Origin of the sequence: Paraflavitalea pollutisoli (assembly GCF_029360705.1) — a bacterium.
Taxonomy (GTDB): domain Bacteria; phylum Bacteroidota; class Bacteroidia; order Chitinophagales; family Chitinophagaceae; genus Paraflavitalea; species Paraflavitalea pollutisoli.
Window position 1 is genome coordinate 2,465,749 of sequence record NZ_JARKMX010000008.1, and the last position, 14,952, is coordinate 2,480,700.

Genomic DNA, 14,952 nt, shown 5'->3' on the forward strand with positions numbered 1-14,952 from the left:
GATAATCATGATACGCACAACCATAAAAACCGCCGGCACGGTACTATTACTGACAGCAGCCCTCGGTTGCAATAAAATTATTCAAACCGAACCCGCACAATCCATCAGTTCCGAGATTGCGCTGACCAGCAGTACCGGGGTCAGCTCGCTGATCAATTCCATTTATGCTGCCTACCGTGGACTGACCACCACCAACGTGATCTATCCCGAGATATTGGCCGACAACCTGATCAATACCATCAACAACAACAACACCTACCGCAACCAGGAGCTCAACAACCATGGTTTTGGTACCGGACAGTGGACCACCAACTACAGCATCATCAACAGGGCCAACCTGGTGATCGATGCCGTAGACTCGAAGATCATCAAAGATGTAACAGAAGCCAATGCCAACCTGTACAAAGGAGAAGCACTCTTTCTGCGTGCCTGGAGCTATTTGCTGCTGGCCACTTCCTTTTCTTACCAACCCGGCAAGGAGATCAACGACTGGAAACTGGGCGTGCCCCTGATCCTGAAGCCCACCAAGAATGTGGAAGATGTCACCTATCCCGCCCGCAATACCAACGTAGAGGTATACACACAGATCAAAAAAGACCTGACAGACGCCATCGCCTTGCTCAACAACACCGCCCGTGCTGAAAAAGCCTATGCCTCCAAAGCGGCTGCACAAGCCTTGCTGAACCGTGTACACCTCTACCTGAATGAGTGGGATGCGGTCATCACGACCGGCAACGACGTACTGGCTACCACCTCCATCAATGGTAAAACAACCCGCGTGGAAACCACCGGTGCCAACCTCATATCGGGCTGGCGTACCCACAAAGACAAACCCGAGTCGATCTTCGAGATCACGTTTACCACGGCAGAGAACCTGGGCGGCAGCTCCCTGCAATCCTGGTTCACGATCTATCCCAAGCCGGTCAACAGCACCTGCTCGGGCAACCCCACCAGGGCCAGCTTTGCCGACCTGACGATCCCCACTGCCTTGCTGGACCTGTATGAGGCCACAGACATCCGTAAAACAACCCTCATCGAAGGGCCTTATTGTAAGCTGGGACAATCCGGCTTGTACTTCAGCAACAAGTACAGCGGTACCGGCGGCACTTTTGGTCTCGACAACGTCACCATCATCCGCACCTCCGAGATACTGCTCAACCGCGCAGAAGCCTACGCAAGAAAAAACCAGTTGGACAAAGCTGCTGCCGACATCAACATCATCCGCACCCGGGCTGGCATTAACGCTTACAGCGAAGTTGGCCAAACCCAACAACAGGTGATCGATGCCGTATTACTGCAACGCCGGCTCGAACTCGCCTTTGAAGGCCATCGCTGGTACGACCTCCTCCGCCTGCAGCAGGATGTGATCAAACCAGCAGGAGGACTCGCCACCGGCAACGTACTCTACAACGACTACAGGATCTTATCATCGATCCCCGCTGCGGATATCGATGTAAACCGTGACCTGAAACAAAATCCCGGATACTAAAATTTACCATCATGAAAAGACTTACCATTATAGGTTCCGCCCTCGCCCTGTTACTCATCACTTCCTGCAAAAAGTTGCAGGAAGACAAGGTCATCTGGACCGGCGATTTTGTCGAGGTCGATGCTACCGTATTGAATGCACCGGCTACCGGCAAAGTGTATCCCCTGCTGACCCGTGTACCGCAAGGCGGCCGCCCCGTGATCACCGCACAGGATCCGCTCATTACCCGCAGCTCGGGCACGGTGAGCCTGCGCGTGAACCTGGTAGCACCACAACGCAACCAGGAAGAAACACTGACGTTTAAAGTAGTAGATTCGGTGACCACGGCCATCAAGGACACACACTACAAAACCACCGGCACAGTGAAAATACCGGCCAACTCCAGCTTTGGGTTTATCGAGATCCAGGTACTCAACCCCGGTGCTACCACCGGTGGCCCGAAGAACCTGGTATTGGAACTCGAAAGCAGCGCCACGCTGAAAGCCAACCCCAACTACAATGTGGTCGGCATCAGCATCGCACAGAATTGATCATATGATATTCCGATAACGTTTCTCTCTGCTCTAGTATTAGTTTTAGTTAACAGGCGGTGTTTCTACACCGCTTTTTTTTATTTACGCATCCTGCACTTGAATTCGGGCGCCTGGTTATGGGCAATCAATGCGGGAACTATCCAACTCATCTCAGACGCCTGGTCATGGGCAACCAATGCAGGTGCCCTCTCACTCCTCTCCGGCGCCTGGCCACCGGCCACAAAAAAGCCCGCAGGACATCTCCTGCAGGCTTATGAATGGCGAAACCTTGCGTATTGCGACGATTATTTGATCAGGGTCTTCAACGTGGTCTGCAACTCTTCTCCGCGGATGTTCTTCGCGATGATCTTGCCGTCACCATCGATCAGCAGGTTTTGTGGGATGGCCTTGATGTCGTACAATTTAGCGACATCATTGTCCCAGAACTTCAGGTCCGATACATGCGTCCAGGTCAGCTTGTCATCATGGATCGCTTTCAACCATTTGTCCTTGGCACCGGGACGATCGAGCGATACACCGAGTACGGTGAAGTTCTTGTCTTTGTATTGCTGAAAGGCAGCCACCACATTGGGGTTCTCGGCCCGGCAGGGACCACACCAGCTGGCCCAGAAATCGATCAATACATACTTGCCTTTGAACGAGGCCAGGGATACCGGGATATCGGCCGTATCGTTTTGGGTAAACACAAGGGCCTTTTTGCCGATCTGCAATTGTTTGGCCGTAGCGATACGGTCTTCAAACAATTTCGCCGACGGCAGACTTTTCACCGGTCCGCCCAGCAGATTGAAGACCGGCTCAACTTTTACCGGATCGATGGCATAGCCGCTGTATTGCGACAACGCATAGATCGCCACAGGCGATTGCTTACCGTGCTGCGCTACAAACTTTTTATATACCTGGTCATTGATCACAGTATTCAACGAGTCGATCTGTTTGCGTACACGCGTTTCGCCGGCAGCGTTTTTCGCTTTGCGCGCTTCACTGTATTGCTGGTACAGGTCAGTGAAATTTTTATCATAGCTGTCTACCGATTGCCGCAGCGACAGGTATTGCTGATGAGCAGCAGATCCTTTCACCGTAGCATTGCTGAAAGAATCGACACCGGCTATATCGATCTTACCAGGCTCGAGGTACACGCTGTAACTATCGCGGGCCGACAGCCGCCGCGCACGGCTGGTATCGGGCGTAGTGGGTACTACGCGCACCTGTGCCAGGATGGGCTCCTCGAGATAGGTTTGAAAGCTCACCTGCTTTTGTCCGTTTACGTCCAGGCTGTCATTGAAACGAAATTTACTGAGCGTATTGTAGTACGACAGGTACACTTTCCCGACCGGGTACGACAGTCGCGCTACATCAACAGTGACAGATAGATTAACAGGTTTGGAAGGCAGTGGCGAAGGCTGTGCCTGCAAGGCAGCATAGGTCATGGTGGCGGATAAGGCAGCCAGGGCCCATCCTTTGGAAAAGGAATGCATATGTCTTACTTATTTTGGTGAATAATACCCTTACGCAGACAAACAATCGGGCAAATGTTGATGGAGTTGACCAGTGGGTCTGCGACGAAGATAAGCGTTTTCTATCAAGTCCACAATAAAGGTGGACTAATTAATCCGTAGTCAACTGGCCCTCTACCCAACAACTCCTGCAACTCCTTCTCCCGGCCAATAAAAAAGGACGCGGCACCCTGCCTGCGTCCTTTTCGTGTTTTTCATGACTATGCGGCTATTGCGGCGTTGCCGTACGCACCAGGCTGGGCCCATGGGTGAGCAACTGCAACATGAGGCGAAAACGTTCCTGGTATTTGGCACTCACCTGCCCGCTGGCATCAAAGAGTTCGTGCCGCTGAGCGGGTACACTGTAGGGCAAGGGCCAGGCACGGAGCGACTTGGCTACCGCCTCCATCGCATTGATGCCCTGCATCGCCTGCACGCCATCGCCCCAACACACCATACCCACCAATTTACCTGTGAGATAGGGACTGGGTAGCTTCGCACTTACTTCCAGCCAGTCGAGGCAGTTCTTCATCACACCCGTCATACTGCCATGGTACAGGGGCGTCAACCAGATATGTACATCCGCCTGGCGAAACAACATGTTCATCCGCTCCACCGAACGCGGCGTTTCGGAGATGCTGGTATCGAATAAAGGAATACCGGCATCTACCAACCGGAAGATCTGGGCGCTAACGCCCATCGACGTAAGCTCATTGAACAAATAATGACTGATGCGTTGCGGCGTGGAATGTTCTTTCCTATCCAGGGCACCATTGAAGATCAGCGCTTCCATACAAGCAATTTATGGTTATTGACAAGGCGGTTTGTCCCACTGCAGCAGCATAACGTTTACCAAACATCCACCACGTTATCCTTGGCCACCACTGCTGCAGCACGGTAATATTACAATTTTGCCAGCGCTTCCTGGTAATTCTTCTCAACGGCATTCCAGTCCAGCACCGACCAGAAGGCATCGAGGTAATCGGCCCGTTTGTTCTGGTATTTGAGGTAATAGGCATGTTCCCATACGTCAACACCCAGGATCGGAAAGCCGCGGCTGACCAGGTTGGTATCCATCAGCGGATTGTCCTGGTTGGCGGTAGCTGCTACGCCGATAGAACCATTGTACTTGACCAGCAGCCAGGCCCAGCCAGAACCGAACTGGGTAAGCCCCGCCGCTTTGATATCGGCTTTCAGTTTATCGAGGCTGCCGAAGGTTTCGTTGATGGCATCCGCCAGCTTGCCTTCCGGTGCTGTTTTAGGGGTAGGCGACAATATCTTCCAGAACAGGTCGTGGTTATAATGGCCACCACCGTTGTTGCGCACAGCAACCGGGTGTTTGCTGATCTGCGTCAGTATTTGCTCGAGTGGTTGGTTTTCTGCTTCCGTACCAGCCAACGCTTTGTTGAGGTTATCGATATAGGCCTGGTGGTGACGCGTGTGGTGAATGGTCATGGTTTGAGCGTCGAAATGCGGCTCCAATGCCTCGTAGGCATAGGGCAACGCGGGTAATGTGTACGACATATAAATGATTTAAGAATGATGGTATCGAGGCCCCAAAGCTACGGAAGGAGTTTAATAAAACAAGAATATTCTTGTTTTATTACCATAATCTAAAACTTATTACCTTTGTGGGGCATTAATAAACAAGTCGCCACTTGCATAATGAGTAACAAGCCAACCGACCGCATCTTACTGTGCCTCAAAATGAACAGGGAAGCCACGCTGGCCCTCGTGGCGGCGGAATTGGGCATCACCAAGGAGGCGGCCCGCCAGCAGTTGGTGAAGCTGCAGGAGGAGGGATTGATCAGATCGGACAATAAAAGCACGGGGGTAGGTCGCCCTACGGCCTGGTATATGTTGACGGAAAAAGGCATGGGCCGGTTCCCGGATGCGCATGCGCAGATCACCGTCGACCTGCTACGATCGGTCAAGAATCTCCTGGGCGACAATGCGCTCGACCTGCTGATCGGCGACCGGGAAAAACAAACCTACCAGCGCTATGAGCAGGAGCTGGCGCAACATGACGCCATTGACCAGAAACTGGAACGATTGACCCAGCTGCGGTCCGAAGAAGGTTATATGGCAGCCTGGAAGCAGGAAGCCGATGTATTTTACCTCATGGAGAACCATTGTCCTATCTGTGCAGCCGCCACCGAATGCCAGGGATTTTGCCGGGCCGAGTTGCGCAATTTCAAGCAATTGCTGGGACCCGATTACAACGTCACCCGCACCCAACACATCATCACCGATGGCACGCGTTGCGTGTACCGCATCGAGCAAAAGGAGGCGAATACATAAGCTACTAGCCTGCCGCGAGCTACTCCCCCGCTTCTTTCTGCCCTTGAAAATACTCTCGCACCAACGCCGTATACAGTTTGTTGGCCGTTACATTAAGGCGCACCTGGGCCGCATTCCGCAGCTCTACATCCGCCATAATGGTTTTGGCTTCCCAGTTGGCAGCTTCCATCACTGCCTGGTTGCGTCGCTGTTTGGCGGTAAACTTCTGCTTGCTCATATCCGGGTATACGCTCACCACCGTTTTTCCGTCGTATTGCTTAATCACCAATTGTTTGCCGATCTGACCCGACAGATCTTTCAATAGAAAATTGTTGCTGGTTGCCATCGTAATGATTTTTAGGTCGGCCGGGCTACTGATTGCCTGGCCTATTCAACCTACGTAGAACCTACCCTCTTTGGATGTTAACAGGGTCAACTTAGGGAGTTGGCAGGGTAAAAACCCAAGGATGACCCTAGGATAACCCTAGGATGACCCTAAGATGACCCTGGGATGGGAGGTAACAGAGAGGTGGAACAGGCCGCCCGGAATGAACGTTATCCGGACCTACCGGCCAATATTTAGCACAACACGCCCAGTTATCGGTCGGCGGGCGCTGGTATAGGGAATAATTATTCCCTGGGTGATTAACTCTTCCCTTATTGTTGGAACGCCGGTACCGCCTGAATTTTACACCCACAAAAACAGTAAGTCATGAAAAAGGAAACATTGGAAAAAGCAGTAACCGTCATAGGCCTCGGACAAATGGGTAAGAAAATTGCGGACATGTATGCAGACAAGGGATACCCGGTAACGGTCTGGAACCGCGACCCCAGCAAGGCACAATCCCTGCGCGGCGTGGAGATTGCCGCCACGCCCGCGGCAGCCTTTGGGAATAGCCACCTCATCATTATCTGTGTGCTCGACAATGCAGCCGTCAACGCGATACTCGACCAGGTACCAGCGGAACTGTTGGCCAATAAGACCGTCGTGAACCTGACCACGGGCACCCCACAGGAGGCGAAGTTGATCGAAGCAAGACTCGCTACCCACCAGGCAGACTACCTAAACGGCGCTCTGCAGGTGGCCCCCGAGCAAATGGGACAACCAGACACGACCATCCTGTTAGCAGGCGCCTCACAAGCCTTTGACACGGCGCGGGCAGCGCTGACCATTCTCGGCGGCAACATCAAATACCTTAGTACACAGGCAGCAGCCTCGCCGGCCATGGACCTGGCTACCCTGTCGTGGTTGTATGGTTCTTATATCGGCTTGTTGTATGGTGCAGCCCTGGTACAGGCAGAAGGTATGCAGCTGCAGGACTATAGAGATATCATCGGAGAGATTGCCCCACCCTTTGTAGACTTCTTCAAACACGAGATCAATATGATCGACGCGGACAATTACAACATTACACAGAGTCCCCTCGTGATCAGCATTGCCGCCACGCAGCGCATTGCCGACACCGTGGCGGCTGCCGGACTCGACACCGCCTTTACCGGCACCATGGCGCGCTTGCTGCAGGAAGCTGGCAACCGTGGTTATGCCAACCAGGAAGTGATGGCGCTTTTGAAAGTGCTGAAAGCACCGGCCAACTAGAAAAAAGCACGAAGGGCTGTAACCAGATGGCCAGCCCTTCTTGTGCTTTTTATACAACAGATAACCTATAGGTCGGAAGTCGCTTTTTTAGACGACAGCAGGAATACCGTGCCGATGATGAGCAAGGCACCGAGCCAATCCATGGCCTTAAAAGAAATACCCAGCCAGGCCACCGCAATAAACGTGGCGGACAGAGGTTCTGCGGAAGTGAGCAGACTGGCTTTTTGTCCACCGATCAGTTGCACCGCCCGCAAATAAGCATAGAAGGGGATCAGCGTTCCAAAGATCACGACGAAGAGGGTACTGAGCACGGTGTACAGATCCCATACGCCATCTGTCTGCCAGGGGGCATGAAAAAAGGAGATCGCGATACCACCGATAAACAATCCCCAGCCAATCACACTCAGCGCACTGTATTTATGCATCAGTTGGCCCGGCAACAAGGTATACACTGCCAGACTGAGGGCAGAAGCGATACCCAGCGCAAAAGCCAGGGGAGAAATATTGAGGGCATGGATATTACCATGGGTCACCAGCAGAAAGGTACCGAGCAAGGCCAGTACGATGGCGGCATATTCGGCCAGCACCAGCTTACGCCCGTAACGAAGGGCAAAATAGATGGCAATAAAGATCGGCGCCGAGAATTGCAGGATGGTAGCTGTTGCGGCATTGGAATGCTTGATGGCCGCAAAATAAGTGTACTGCACCGTGAGCATACCGAGAATACCAAAGATGAGCAAACGACCGCGATCGACCTGATGGCGCCAGATAGACCAGACATGCGCGTCCTTTTTAACGAGTGCAGCGATCAGCAACAACGCGCCGGCGCCCAGCATACGCACCGACATCAACCATTCGACACTAACGCCTTTCTGTTGAAACAAATACTGACCGCAACTACCCGACACGCCCCATAACACAGCTGCCAGCAGTGCCAATACAAATCCCTTTGAACGATTGCTCTTCATGACTTACCCCCCGATTGAAATGCAAAAATAAACGCCCTCATTTGCATATTTTAGTTGATTTCATTACCGCTATGGCGTTTTTATTGCTTTCTATTGCCTGGAAACGCTGAAATTATGCGTAGGGCTCATGAATGCCCTTTGAAGACCAGGGACATGATAAGCCTGCACCAGCATCTTATACACCAGTTGTTCACGGGTACCCCTTAACCCTGGCCTACGTGTGGTGCATACATAGTAACGGATTTTAATTTTCATGACGCAAACCCTACTTTTGCGCGTTATGCAAAAAAAGACCCTACTGCTGATGATGAGTGCCTGCCTGGGTGGCCTGCTGGCCAACGCCCAGGAAACAACACTCAACCCGGTCACGGTTGCCGCCTCCCTCAGTCAGCAACGTGCTTCTGAAACCGGCCGCAATATTACCATTGTGCCAGGCGACCGCTTCAAAGATCTCCCTGTACATTCGCTCGATGACCTGCTGCGTTATGTACCGGGTGTAGAGATACAAGCCCGCGGCCCCATGGGCTCTCAAAGTGATATCGTATTGCGGGGAGGCACCTTTCAACAGGTGTTGGTGATCCTGGATGGTATGCGCCTCAACGATCCCAATACCGGCCACTTCAACAGTTATATCCCCATTGCACCGGCCGAGATCGAGCGCATCGAAGTACTGAAAGGTGCTTCTTCGGCAATCTATGGTGCCGATGCCGTAGGTGGTGTGGTATACATCGTCACCAAATCCTTTGCGGCCAAAATGGGCCAGCAAGGCACTAAAATATCCGCAGGCGTCAATGCCGGTGAATATGGCCTCTGGGGCGCTGATGCCGGCATCGCGTACAGTAAAGACAAACTACATATTGCCGGTGGCGTACTGCACAACGAAGCCGATGGTGTACAACAACGCGGTACTACCGGTTATTTCAACAACACCACTGCTTCCGTATCGGCCAACTACTTCCTCAGTCCGAATTGGAATATTGCGTACCGGTTTGCGTACGATACCCGCGACTTTGCGGCACAGAACTATTACACCACCTTCCTGTCGGATACGGCCGGTGAAAAAGTGACCTCCCGCTGGCACCAATTCCGGATTGCGTACGAAGGCACGAAGTCCAGCTTTTCTGTCGATGCCGGCTTCAAGAATGTCACCGACCAGTACGCCTTCAATAAACTCTCTGTGGCCAACAGCAGCGTATCCAAACTGTTTCAGGGCAGGGCCTTATACGAATACCGATTCAACAAGCGCACCGGTCTGGTAGGTGGCGTCAATTTCCTCGAAAAGAAGATCGCCTCCAACGACCGCGGTCACCATTCTTTATACCAGGTATCGCCCTTTGTATCGTTGTCGCAAAAGCTATGGGAAGGTTTTACCGCCCGCCCTTCGTTGCAATGGGTTTATTTCGAGAACATCAGTTCCGAGCTGGTGCCGCAACTCGACCTGTCGCAACAACTGGGTAGCTTCCAGCTGCGCGGTAGCGTGGGTAAAACGATCCGTGATGCCGACTTCACCGAACGCTATAACAATTACAACAAAACGCTCGTGACCAGTGGCCGTGTCGGCAACCCCGACCTGCGCGCCGAACGCTCCATCAGTTATGAAGCAGGTGGCGACTGGTTCTATAAAGAGCGCCTGAAAGTATCGGCGACTTTCTTCCAGCGCTTTCACCAGCGGCTGATCGATTACAGCACGACGGCGTACGCCAATATGCCGCGTAAAGACAACCTCTCGCCTACCGGCACTTATGCCCTGGCGAAGAACATAGCAGAAGTGAATACCACCGGCTTTGAAACCGATGTACAATACATCCAATCACTGGGCGGTGGTCACAAGCTGACGCTGAGCGCGGGCCTCGTGTGGTTGTCGAGCAACAGCAGCGATACCACGCCATCGTTCTATATCTCCTCCCATGCGAAATTCCTCACCAACTACTCGGTGATCTATGAGTTCCGCAACCTCACGGTGAGTGTGAACGGACTGTATAAGAAACGGCAGGCGCAGCAGGCATCGGCCATCAATGCCAGCCTGACGCCCGATTACTTCCTGACCAATGCGCGGGTGCAGTATGCTTTCGTGAAGAAGATGATCGCCGTATTTGCCCAGGTCGACAATGCCTTTGACCGCCAGTACAGCGACCTGTTGGGTACCCCCATGCCGGGCCGCTGGTTCATGGGTGGCGTGCAGTTTAGGTTTAAAAAATAATCATTTTCTTGTTCCAACGATAAAAGGGTGCGTCATTAACTGATGCACCCTTTTTTATGTATGGGTGCAATGGTAAGCCAGTTTTACCACATAGGCAACCGGTAATGGATCGCCCATTGGTTGATTGTTCTCGGAAACGCTTGCCCACCCATTCGATAGCAGTTGCCGCTCCGACAAGTGGCTGCCGATTTGTCCACAAAAATGATAGGTTTTAAGAGTACTGTTGCATCTTTCTGTAAATTACACACTGGAAAACCCGGTAACTCATGATGCGTACACTGCTCTATTCCGTACTACTGACAGGTCCCCTGCTGGCGCAGGGGCAACAAGATTCGGTGAAAGTCAACAAGCTCGTCAATGGGGTAGAAAGCAAGGTCATCGCCTGGCGGCGCGACCTGCACCAGCATCCCGAACTCGGCAACCGCGAAACCCGTACCGCGGAGATCGTTGCCAAACACCTGCGCGCCCTCGGACTGGACGTAACCACCGGTGTTGGAAAAACCGGTGTGGTAGGCATCCTGAAGGGCGGACAGTCCGGCCCCGTAGTGGCCCTACGGGCCGATATGGATGCCTTGCCGGTAACAGAAAGAACCAACCTGCCATTCGCATCTACGGCAACAGCCACCTACAATGGTAACCAAACGGGCGTAATGCATGCCTGCGGACACGATGCGCATGTATCGATCCTGATGGGTGTAGCAGAAGTGCTGACCAGTATGAAGCAACAGGTACGCGGTACCGTCAAATTCATCTTTCAACCGGCAGAAGAAGGTGCCCCGGCGGGCGAAGAAGGCGGCGCCAAACTCATGATCAAAGAAGGCGTATTGCAATCGCCCCAGGTAGAAGCCATCTTTGGCCTGCACATGGCGGCGCTGACCCCGACCGGGCAGATCACTTATCGCCCGGCAGGTACCATGGCCAGCGCCTGCGATCTAAAGATCACCGTCATGGGCAAATCATCACATGGTGCTTTTCCCTGGGGTGGTGTAGATCCCATCCTGGTGGCGTCGCAGATCGTGGTGAACCTGCAAAGCATCGTGAGCCGCAACCTCAACGTAACCGAAAATGCAGGCGTGGTATCTATCGGCAGCATCAACGGCGGCAACCGCTACAATATCATTCCCGAGAAAGTAGAGATGCTGGGCACCGTAAGAGCCTTGAGTCCCGAAGACGAGAAGATGATCTTCGAGAAGATCAAACTGATCGCCACCAAAACGGCCGAAGCGGCCGGTGCTACAGCCACGGTAGAGGTTCCTTTCTCAGTTTACAACCCTGTCAACTTCAACAATGTGGCGCTTACCAATCAAATGCTGCCCAGCCTGCGCCGGTCGGCCGGTGAGAGCAATGTGGTGCTGGTACCAGCACAAACCATTGGGGAAGACTTTGCTTGGTTTGCCCAGGAAGTACCGGGCCTCTTTATATTTCTCGGCGCGCTGCCGCCCGGCACCGATCCGAAGAAAGCAGCGCCCCACCATACCGCCGAGTTCTTCCTCGACGAAAGCAGTTTTAAATTGGGCGTGAAAGCGCTGACCAACCTGGTGTTGGATTATCCAAATGCGAAAGCGGGAAAGAAGTAATTTGCATCATGAAAAAAAGGGCTACTGCCACAGACCGGAAACGACATCCCTTGCCTGCAGAGACAGCCACCCTGCCTTTCAGGCGGACATTCACCGCCACTGAAATTGAGCAGATTGAGCAGGGCTTCATCCCCCAACAAATGGAAGACAAATGGTTTATGTATTACCAGGATGGACAACTCAACCTGTATCGCAGCTGGACAGGCTTTCACATATACCAGGTCACGATCGAGCCAGGTGACGACAACAATTATCAGGTTACGAAAGTGCTGGCCAACAGGAACCCGCAACAATACAACATGCAGGACAACGAGCATGATGCGCAGCTACTGCATTTTTATATTGACCTTCATTTGCTGCATAGAAAGATTTCCTTCCCAACACCAAATGACCTCACCAGGGAGCAGCAAGACATTTATCAACACAGTTTGGTAGGACGCGTTACAACAGCGGCACCAGCTGCAACGATCTCGTCGCCCACCCGCTTCGACCGGATAGCCGGTTGCCTGATCCTGGGTGCTGTAGGCGATTCCTTGGGTAGTTTTTATGAAGGAAGGGGCACCGTTCAGGAGGTCAACTTCAATAACCTGCACGGTACCACCGACGACACACAACTCACCCTGGCCACCTGCGAAGCTATTATTAAAGCGGGCCGCGTAACCCCTGACAGCATTGCAGCGCGCATGCTGAGCTGGTACAACAGCGGCCGACTCACTGGCCTGGGCGCCAGTACACTCAAGGCCCTGCGCGACTTACAGGTAGGCGCCCATTGGGCATTGGCAGGCCGTACCGGCGAATATGCAGCAGGCAATGGCGCCGCCATGCGCATAGCACCTCTAGGCTTTTTTGTAGACCCCGACGAAGACAGAACATTGATCAAAGACGTCTGCAATATCACCCACAAAAACGATGAAGCGTTTACCGGTAGCCTCGCCATCCTGTATGCCCTGCACTATATCATCCAGGACAAATGGCCGGCCGATCAATCATTGATAACTTGTATTACGCCACACTTGCCCGACACGGGTGTACGTGACAACCTGTTACTGCTGGAGGAAAAGCAACCGGCGACTATTGCCGATGCCGCGAAACTTGTTGGCACCGCTGGGCATGTAGTACAGTCAGTACCCTTCGCCCTCTTTGCCGCCCAACAAATTCGCCACACTTCAATAGAAAATATCTTTACGGCCATCATTCAAAGTGGCGGTGACACGGATACCAATGCCTCCATGGCAGGCCAGCTCATGGGCGCCTGGCTGGGTATTGACCAATTGAGAGCAAACTATTACAACCTGCTCGACAGGCTACCAGAAATAGACCTCATCCTGGAAACGGCGAACAACTTGAGTCAGCTAACCGCCACGTAGTGCAGCACCTTATTCCGTAGCCCGTATCCTGAACTTGCCTGACAAACTCTTCTTGTCACTACGCTGACACCAGCTGAAGAAGTAGAAGGTGGCCGTAAACTCGCCCTCAAAATACTCTCCTTTCTTGAGCCCTACCTTCTTCAGCACAAAGCTGCCCGGCGAGTAGGCCATTTCACCTCCTTTATCACAGTCTTTGGGATAATATGTGAATCGATATCGAGAATGGCAATATCCAGGTCACGGTTCAGTGCCCCCTGAATAGCATCCGTACCATTGCTGGCTTTGAACACCACCTGCAATCGTGCCTCATCTTCGATCACTTCCTGCAATCCTTTCAAAAAGATGGGATGATCATCGGCTATCAGTATCTTCAGTTTCTCCGGTAACATCATGTTGTAATTATACAATGGGTATGCTGATCAGGAAGCGGCTGCCTGTCGGCAATGCCTTTTCTACCTGCAAACTCCCGTTTAAAATATGCAGCCGCTCACGGATGCCCTTCAGCCCAAAACCGCCAGCTACCTGCTGTACATCGAACCCCTTTCCATTATCGGCAATACAGATGAGCAATTGCCCGGCAACCTGGCGTACAGATACCGTATGGCCTGATCAACGATTTGCTGGTAGCCCGCAAATAACAACTTACCCGCTCACCCCGCTGCAGATGTACGGGAAACACGAGGTTGCTGGACCGCACCGGCCTGGCGGTGAAATCCTGGTCGCCGTACAGGGCCAGCGAATCGACCCGGCCATCATCGAATAGCTGGTACAGGGTCTGCTGGTGCATATAGCCGCCTTTGATCTCCAGGAACCAGGCCGTGTCGGTACTGGTATTGGTGGCATCGAAACGGTACCAGATGGCTTTGGAAAGATTGCCCAGGAAATTGGGCACCGGTATGGTAGCCGGGGTAAAATGACGTGTGGCCGCCAGCGCCTGCTGAAAAGACAGGGATCCGGAGCGGTCTTCCAGGTAGGCCGGATAGGTAACGGACCAACTCCGGTACGCATCCTGTAAATGCACTTGCTGGCCCCTGGCAGCGCCAAAAGACAGCAAAAACAGGACAAACGGGAAAACAACACGCATAGCGCCAAAGATAAAGGTGCCAGTCTTTCCCGGTATAGGTAGTACAGCTTATTTCTGGTCGGTATTGTGCAGTACGAGGACGACCGATTCGATCAGCCCGTGGTTCATATTCATCTTGTTACCAGGCCGGTTGACCCATTTGCCCTCCTGCTTGATGAAGCCATACAGGGTACCGTACATATCGATCTCGATCTCTTCTGGCGCGCCGGTGGCCCGGTCGGCACTACGACGTTTTAAGAAAGTAAAAAAGTATTCGCGGTTCTCGAAAAGCGCAGACAGTTTATCAGCCATAGTTCAACATTAAACGGGCGCAAATTAAGGTTTCCGCCTGTTGTGGCAAAACGGACCGATCAATCGCCCGCCA

Annotated in this window: 16 protein-coding genes; 7 read left to right on the forward strand and 9 right to left on the reverse strand. The window is 52.8% G+C overall.

Annotation, left to right across the window (positions count from 1 at the left end; translation table 11 throughout):
- The first annotated feature begins 7 nt into the window (after nucleotides 1-7).
- Complete coding sequence (locus tag P2W70_RS23470) at nucleotides 8-1,489, forward strand: RagB/SusD family nutrient uptake outer membrane protein (RefSeq protein WP_276483976.1); 1,482 nt, start codon at nucleotides 8-10, stop codon at nucleotides 1,487-1,489.
- Nucleotides 1,490-1,500: 11 nt separating this feature from the next.
- A complete protein-coding gene (locus P2W70_RS23475; protein WP_276483977.1) occupies nucleotides 1,501-2,019 on the forward strand; it encodes a DUF4843 domain-containing protein in 519 nt (172 codons plus the stop codon).
- A 287-nt stretch (nucleotides 2,020-2,306) separates the two neighbouring features.
- On the opposite strand, the gene P2W70_RS23480 is transcribed toward P2W70_RS23475, so the two are convergent.
- From P2W70_RS23480 to P2W70_RS23490, 3 genes are all read right to left on the reverse strand, one after another.
- Nucleotides 2,307-3,497, reverse strand: a complete 1,191-nt coding sequence (locus tag P2W70_RS23480) for a TlpA disulfide reductase family protein (RefSeq protein ID WP_276483978.1) — start codon at nucleotides 3,495-3,497, stop codon at nucleotides 2,307-2,309.
- Nucleotides 3,498-3,744: 247 nt separating this feature from the next.
- Nucleotides 3,745-4,308, reverse strand: a complete 564-nt coding sequence (locus tag P2W70_RS23485) for an NADPH-dependent FMN reductase (RefSeq protein ID WP_276483979.1) — start codon at nucleotides 4,306-4,308, stop codon at nucleotides 3,745-3,747.
- Nucleotides 4,309-4,418: 110 nt separating this feature from the next.
- Nucleotides 4,419-5,039, reverse strand: coding sequence for a superoxide dismutase (locus tag P2W70_RS23490; protein WP_276483980.1), 621 nt, complete (start codon nucleotides 5,037-5,039; stop codon nucleotides 4,419-4,421).
- A 141-nt stretch (nucleotides 5,040-5,180) separates the two neighbouring features.
- Between P2W70_RS23490 and P2W70_RS23495 the strand changes: the two genes are divergently transcribed.
- On the forward strand, nucleotides 5,181-5,816 hold the full coding sequence (locus tag P2W70_RS23495) for a helix-turn-helix transcriptional regulator (RefSeq protein ID WP_276483981.1): 636 nt from the start codon (nucleotides 5,181-5,183) through the stop codon (nucleotides 5,814-5,816).
- Nucleotides 5,817-5,835: 19 nt separating this feature from the next.
- On the opposite strand, the gene P2W70_RS23500 is transcribed toward P2W70_RS23495, so the two are convergent.
- The gene (locus P2W70_RS23500; protein ID WP_276483982.1) at nucleotides 5,836-6,141 is read right to left on the reverse strand and encodes a hypothetical protein; all 306 of its coding nucleotides are present in this window, start codon (nucleotides 6,139-6,141) and stop codon (nucleotides 5,836-5,838) included.
- A 366-nt stretch (nucleotides 6,142-6,507) separates the two neighbouring features.
- Between P2W70_RS23500 and P2W70_RS23505 the strand changes: the two genes are divergently transcribed.
- Nucleotides 6,508-7,392, forward strand: coding sequence for an NAD(P)-dependent oxidoreductase (locus tag P2W70_RS23505; RefSeq protein WP_276483983.1), 885 nt, complete (start codon nucleotides 6,508-6,510; stop codon nucleotides 7,390-7,392).
- 65 nt (nucleotides 7,393-7,457) lie between these two features.
- Here P2W70_RS23505 and P2W70_RS23510 read toward each other — a convergent pair whose 3' ends face one another.
- Nucleotides 7,458-8,360: a DMT family transporter gene (locus P2W70_RS23510; protein WP_276483984.1), complete on the reverse strand. Its 903-nt coding sequence runs from the start codon at nucleotides 8,358-8,360 to the stop codon at nucleotides 7,458-7,460.
- 280 nt (nucleotides 8,361-8,640) lie between these two features.
- Between P2W70_RS23510 and P2W70_RS23515 the strand changes: the two genes are divergently transcribed.
- The 3 genes from P2W70_RS23515 to P2W70_RS23525 all read left to right on the forward strand — a co-directional run bounded on the left by P2W70_RS23515 (nucleotide 8,641) and on the right by P2W70_RS23525 (nucleotide 13,504).
- Nucleotides 8,641-10,560, forward strand: coding sequence for a TonB-dependent receptor plug domain-containing protein (locus P2W70_RS23515; protein WP_276483985.1), 1,920 nt, complete (start codon nucleotides 8,641-8,643; stop codon nucleotides 10,558-10,560).
- Nucleotides 10,561-10,826: 266 nt separating this feature from the next.
- Complete coding sequence (locus tag P2W70_RS23520) at nucleotides 10,827-12,137, forward strand: amidohydrolase (RefSeq protein WP_276483986.1); 1,311 nt, start codon at nucleotides 10,827-10,829, stop codon at nucleotides 12,135-12,137.
- 8 nt (nucleotides 12,138-12,145) lie between these two features.
- Nucleotides 12,146-13,504 carry an ADP-ribosylglycohydrolase family protein gene (locus P2W70_RS23525; RefSeq protein ID WP_276483987.1) on the forward strand — a complete coding sequence of 453 codons (1,359 nt, stop codon included), beginning with the start codon at nucleotides 12,146-12,148 and terminating at the stop codon, nucleotides 13,502-13,504.
- A gap of 9 nt (nucleotides 13,505-13,513) precedes the next feature.
- Here the strand turns inward: P2W70_RS23525 and P2W70_RS23530 are convergent, their stop codons facing one another.
- The 4 genes from P2W70_RS23530 to P2W70_RS23545 form a co-directional block, all read right to left on the reverse strand.
- Nucleotides 13,514-13,675, reverse strand: a complete 162-nt coding sequence (locus tag P2W70_RS23530; RefSeq protein WP_276483988.1) for a hypothetical protein — start codon at nucleotides 13,673-13,675, stop codon at nucleotides 13,514-13,516.
- The gene (locus P2W70_RS23535) at nucleotides 13,645-13,896 is read right to left on the reverse strand and encodes a response regulator transcription factor (protein ID WP_276483989.1); all 252 of its coding nucleotides are present in this window, start codon (nucleotides 13,894-13,896) and stop codon (nucleotides 13,645-13,647) included. The genes P2W70_RS23530 and P2W70_RS23535 overlap by 31 nt, the downstream gene beginning before the upstream one ends.
- Before the next feature lie 155 nt (nucleotides 13,897-14,051).
- On the reverse strand, nucleotides 14,052-14,588 hold the full coding sequence (locus P2W70_RS23540) for a 7TMR-DISMED2 domain-containing protein (RefSeq protein ID WP_276483990.1): 537 nt from the start codon (nucleotides 14,586-14,588) through the stop codon (nucleotides 14,052-14,054).
- 48 nt (nucleotides 14,589-14,636) lie between these two features.
- Complete coding sequence (locus P2W70_RS23545; RefSeq protein ID WP_276483991.1) at nucleotides 14,637-14,879, reverse strand: hypothetical protein; 243 nt, start codon at nucleotides 14,877-14,879, stop codon at nucleotides 14,637-14,639.
- Nucleotides 14,880-14,952: the final 73 nt, after the last annotated feature.

Bases quoted from the DNA above. Each gene is read 5' to 3' on its own strand.
- P2W70_RS23470 (WP_276483976.1), top strand. From the start codon at position 8: ATGATACGCACAACCATAAAAACCGCCGGCACGGTACTATTACTGACA.
- P2W70_RS23530 (WP_276483988.1), bottom strand. From the start codon at position 13,675: ATGGCCTACTCGCCGGGCAGCTTTGTGCTGAAGAAGGTAGGGCTCAAG.
- P2W70_RS23485 (WP_276483979.1), bottom strand. From the start codon at position 4,308: ATGGAAGCGCTGATCTTCAATGGTGCCCTGGATAGGAAAGAACATTCC.
- P2W70_RS23520 (WP_276483986.1), top strand. From the start codon at position 10,827: ATGATGCGTACACTGCTCTATTCCGTACTACTGACAGGTCCCCTGCTG.
- P2W70_RS23535 (WP_276483989.1), bottom strand. From the start codon at position 13,896: ATGATGTTACCGGAGAAACTGAAGATACTGATAGCCGATGATCATCCC.
- P2W70_RS23540 (WP_276483990.1), bottom strand. From the start codon at position 14,588: ATGCGTGTTGTTTTCCCGTTTGTCCTGTTTTTGCTGTCTTTTGGCGCT.
- P2W70_RS23525 (WP_276483987.1), top strand. From the start codon at position 12,146: ATGAAAAAAAGGGCTACTGCCACAGACCGGAAACGACATCCCTTGCCT.
- P2W70_RS23480 (WP_276483978.1), bottom strand. From the start codon at position 3,497: ATGCATTCCTTTTCCAAAGGATGGGCCCTGGCTGCCTTATCCGCCACC.
- P2W70_RS23505 (WP_276483983.1), top strand. From the start codon at position 6,508: ATGAAAAAGGAAACATTGGAAAAAGCAGTAACCGTCATAGGCCTCGGA.
- P2W70_RS23510 (WP_276483984.1), bottom strand. From the start codon at position 8,360: ATGAAGAGCAATCGTTCAAAGGGATTTGTATTGGCACTGCTGGCAGCT.
- P2W70_RS23500 (WP_276483982.1), bottom strand. From the start codon at position 6,141: ATGGCAACCAGCAACAATTTTCTATTGAAAGATCTGTCGGGTCAGATC.
- P2W70_RS23515 (WP_276483985.1), top strand. From the start codon at position 8,641: ATGCAAAAAAAGACCCTACTGCTGATGATGAGTGCCTGCCTGGGTGGC.
- P2W70_RS23475 (WP_276483977.1), top strand. From the start codon at position 1,501: ATGAAAAGACTTACCATTATAGGTTCCGCCCTCGCCCTGTTACTCATC.
- P2W70_RS23495 (WP_276483981.1), top strand. From the start codon at position 5,181: ATGAGTAACAAGCCAACCGACCGCATCTTACTGTGCCTCAAAATGAAC.
- P2W70_RS23490 (WP_276483980.1), bottom strand. From the start codon at position 5,039: ATGTCGTACACATTACCCGCGTTGCCCTATGCCTACGAGGCATTGGAG.
- P2W70_RS23545 (WP_276483991.1), bottom strand. From the start codon at position 14,879: ATGGCTGATAAACTGTCTGCGCTTTTCGAGAACCGCGAATACTTTTTT.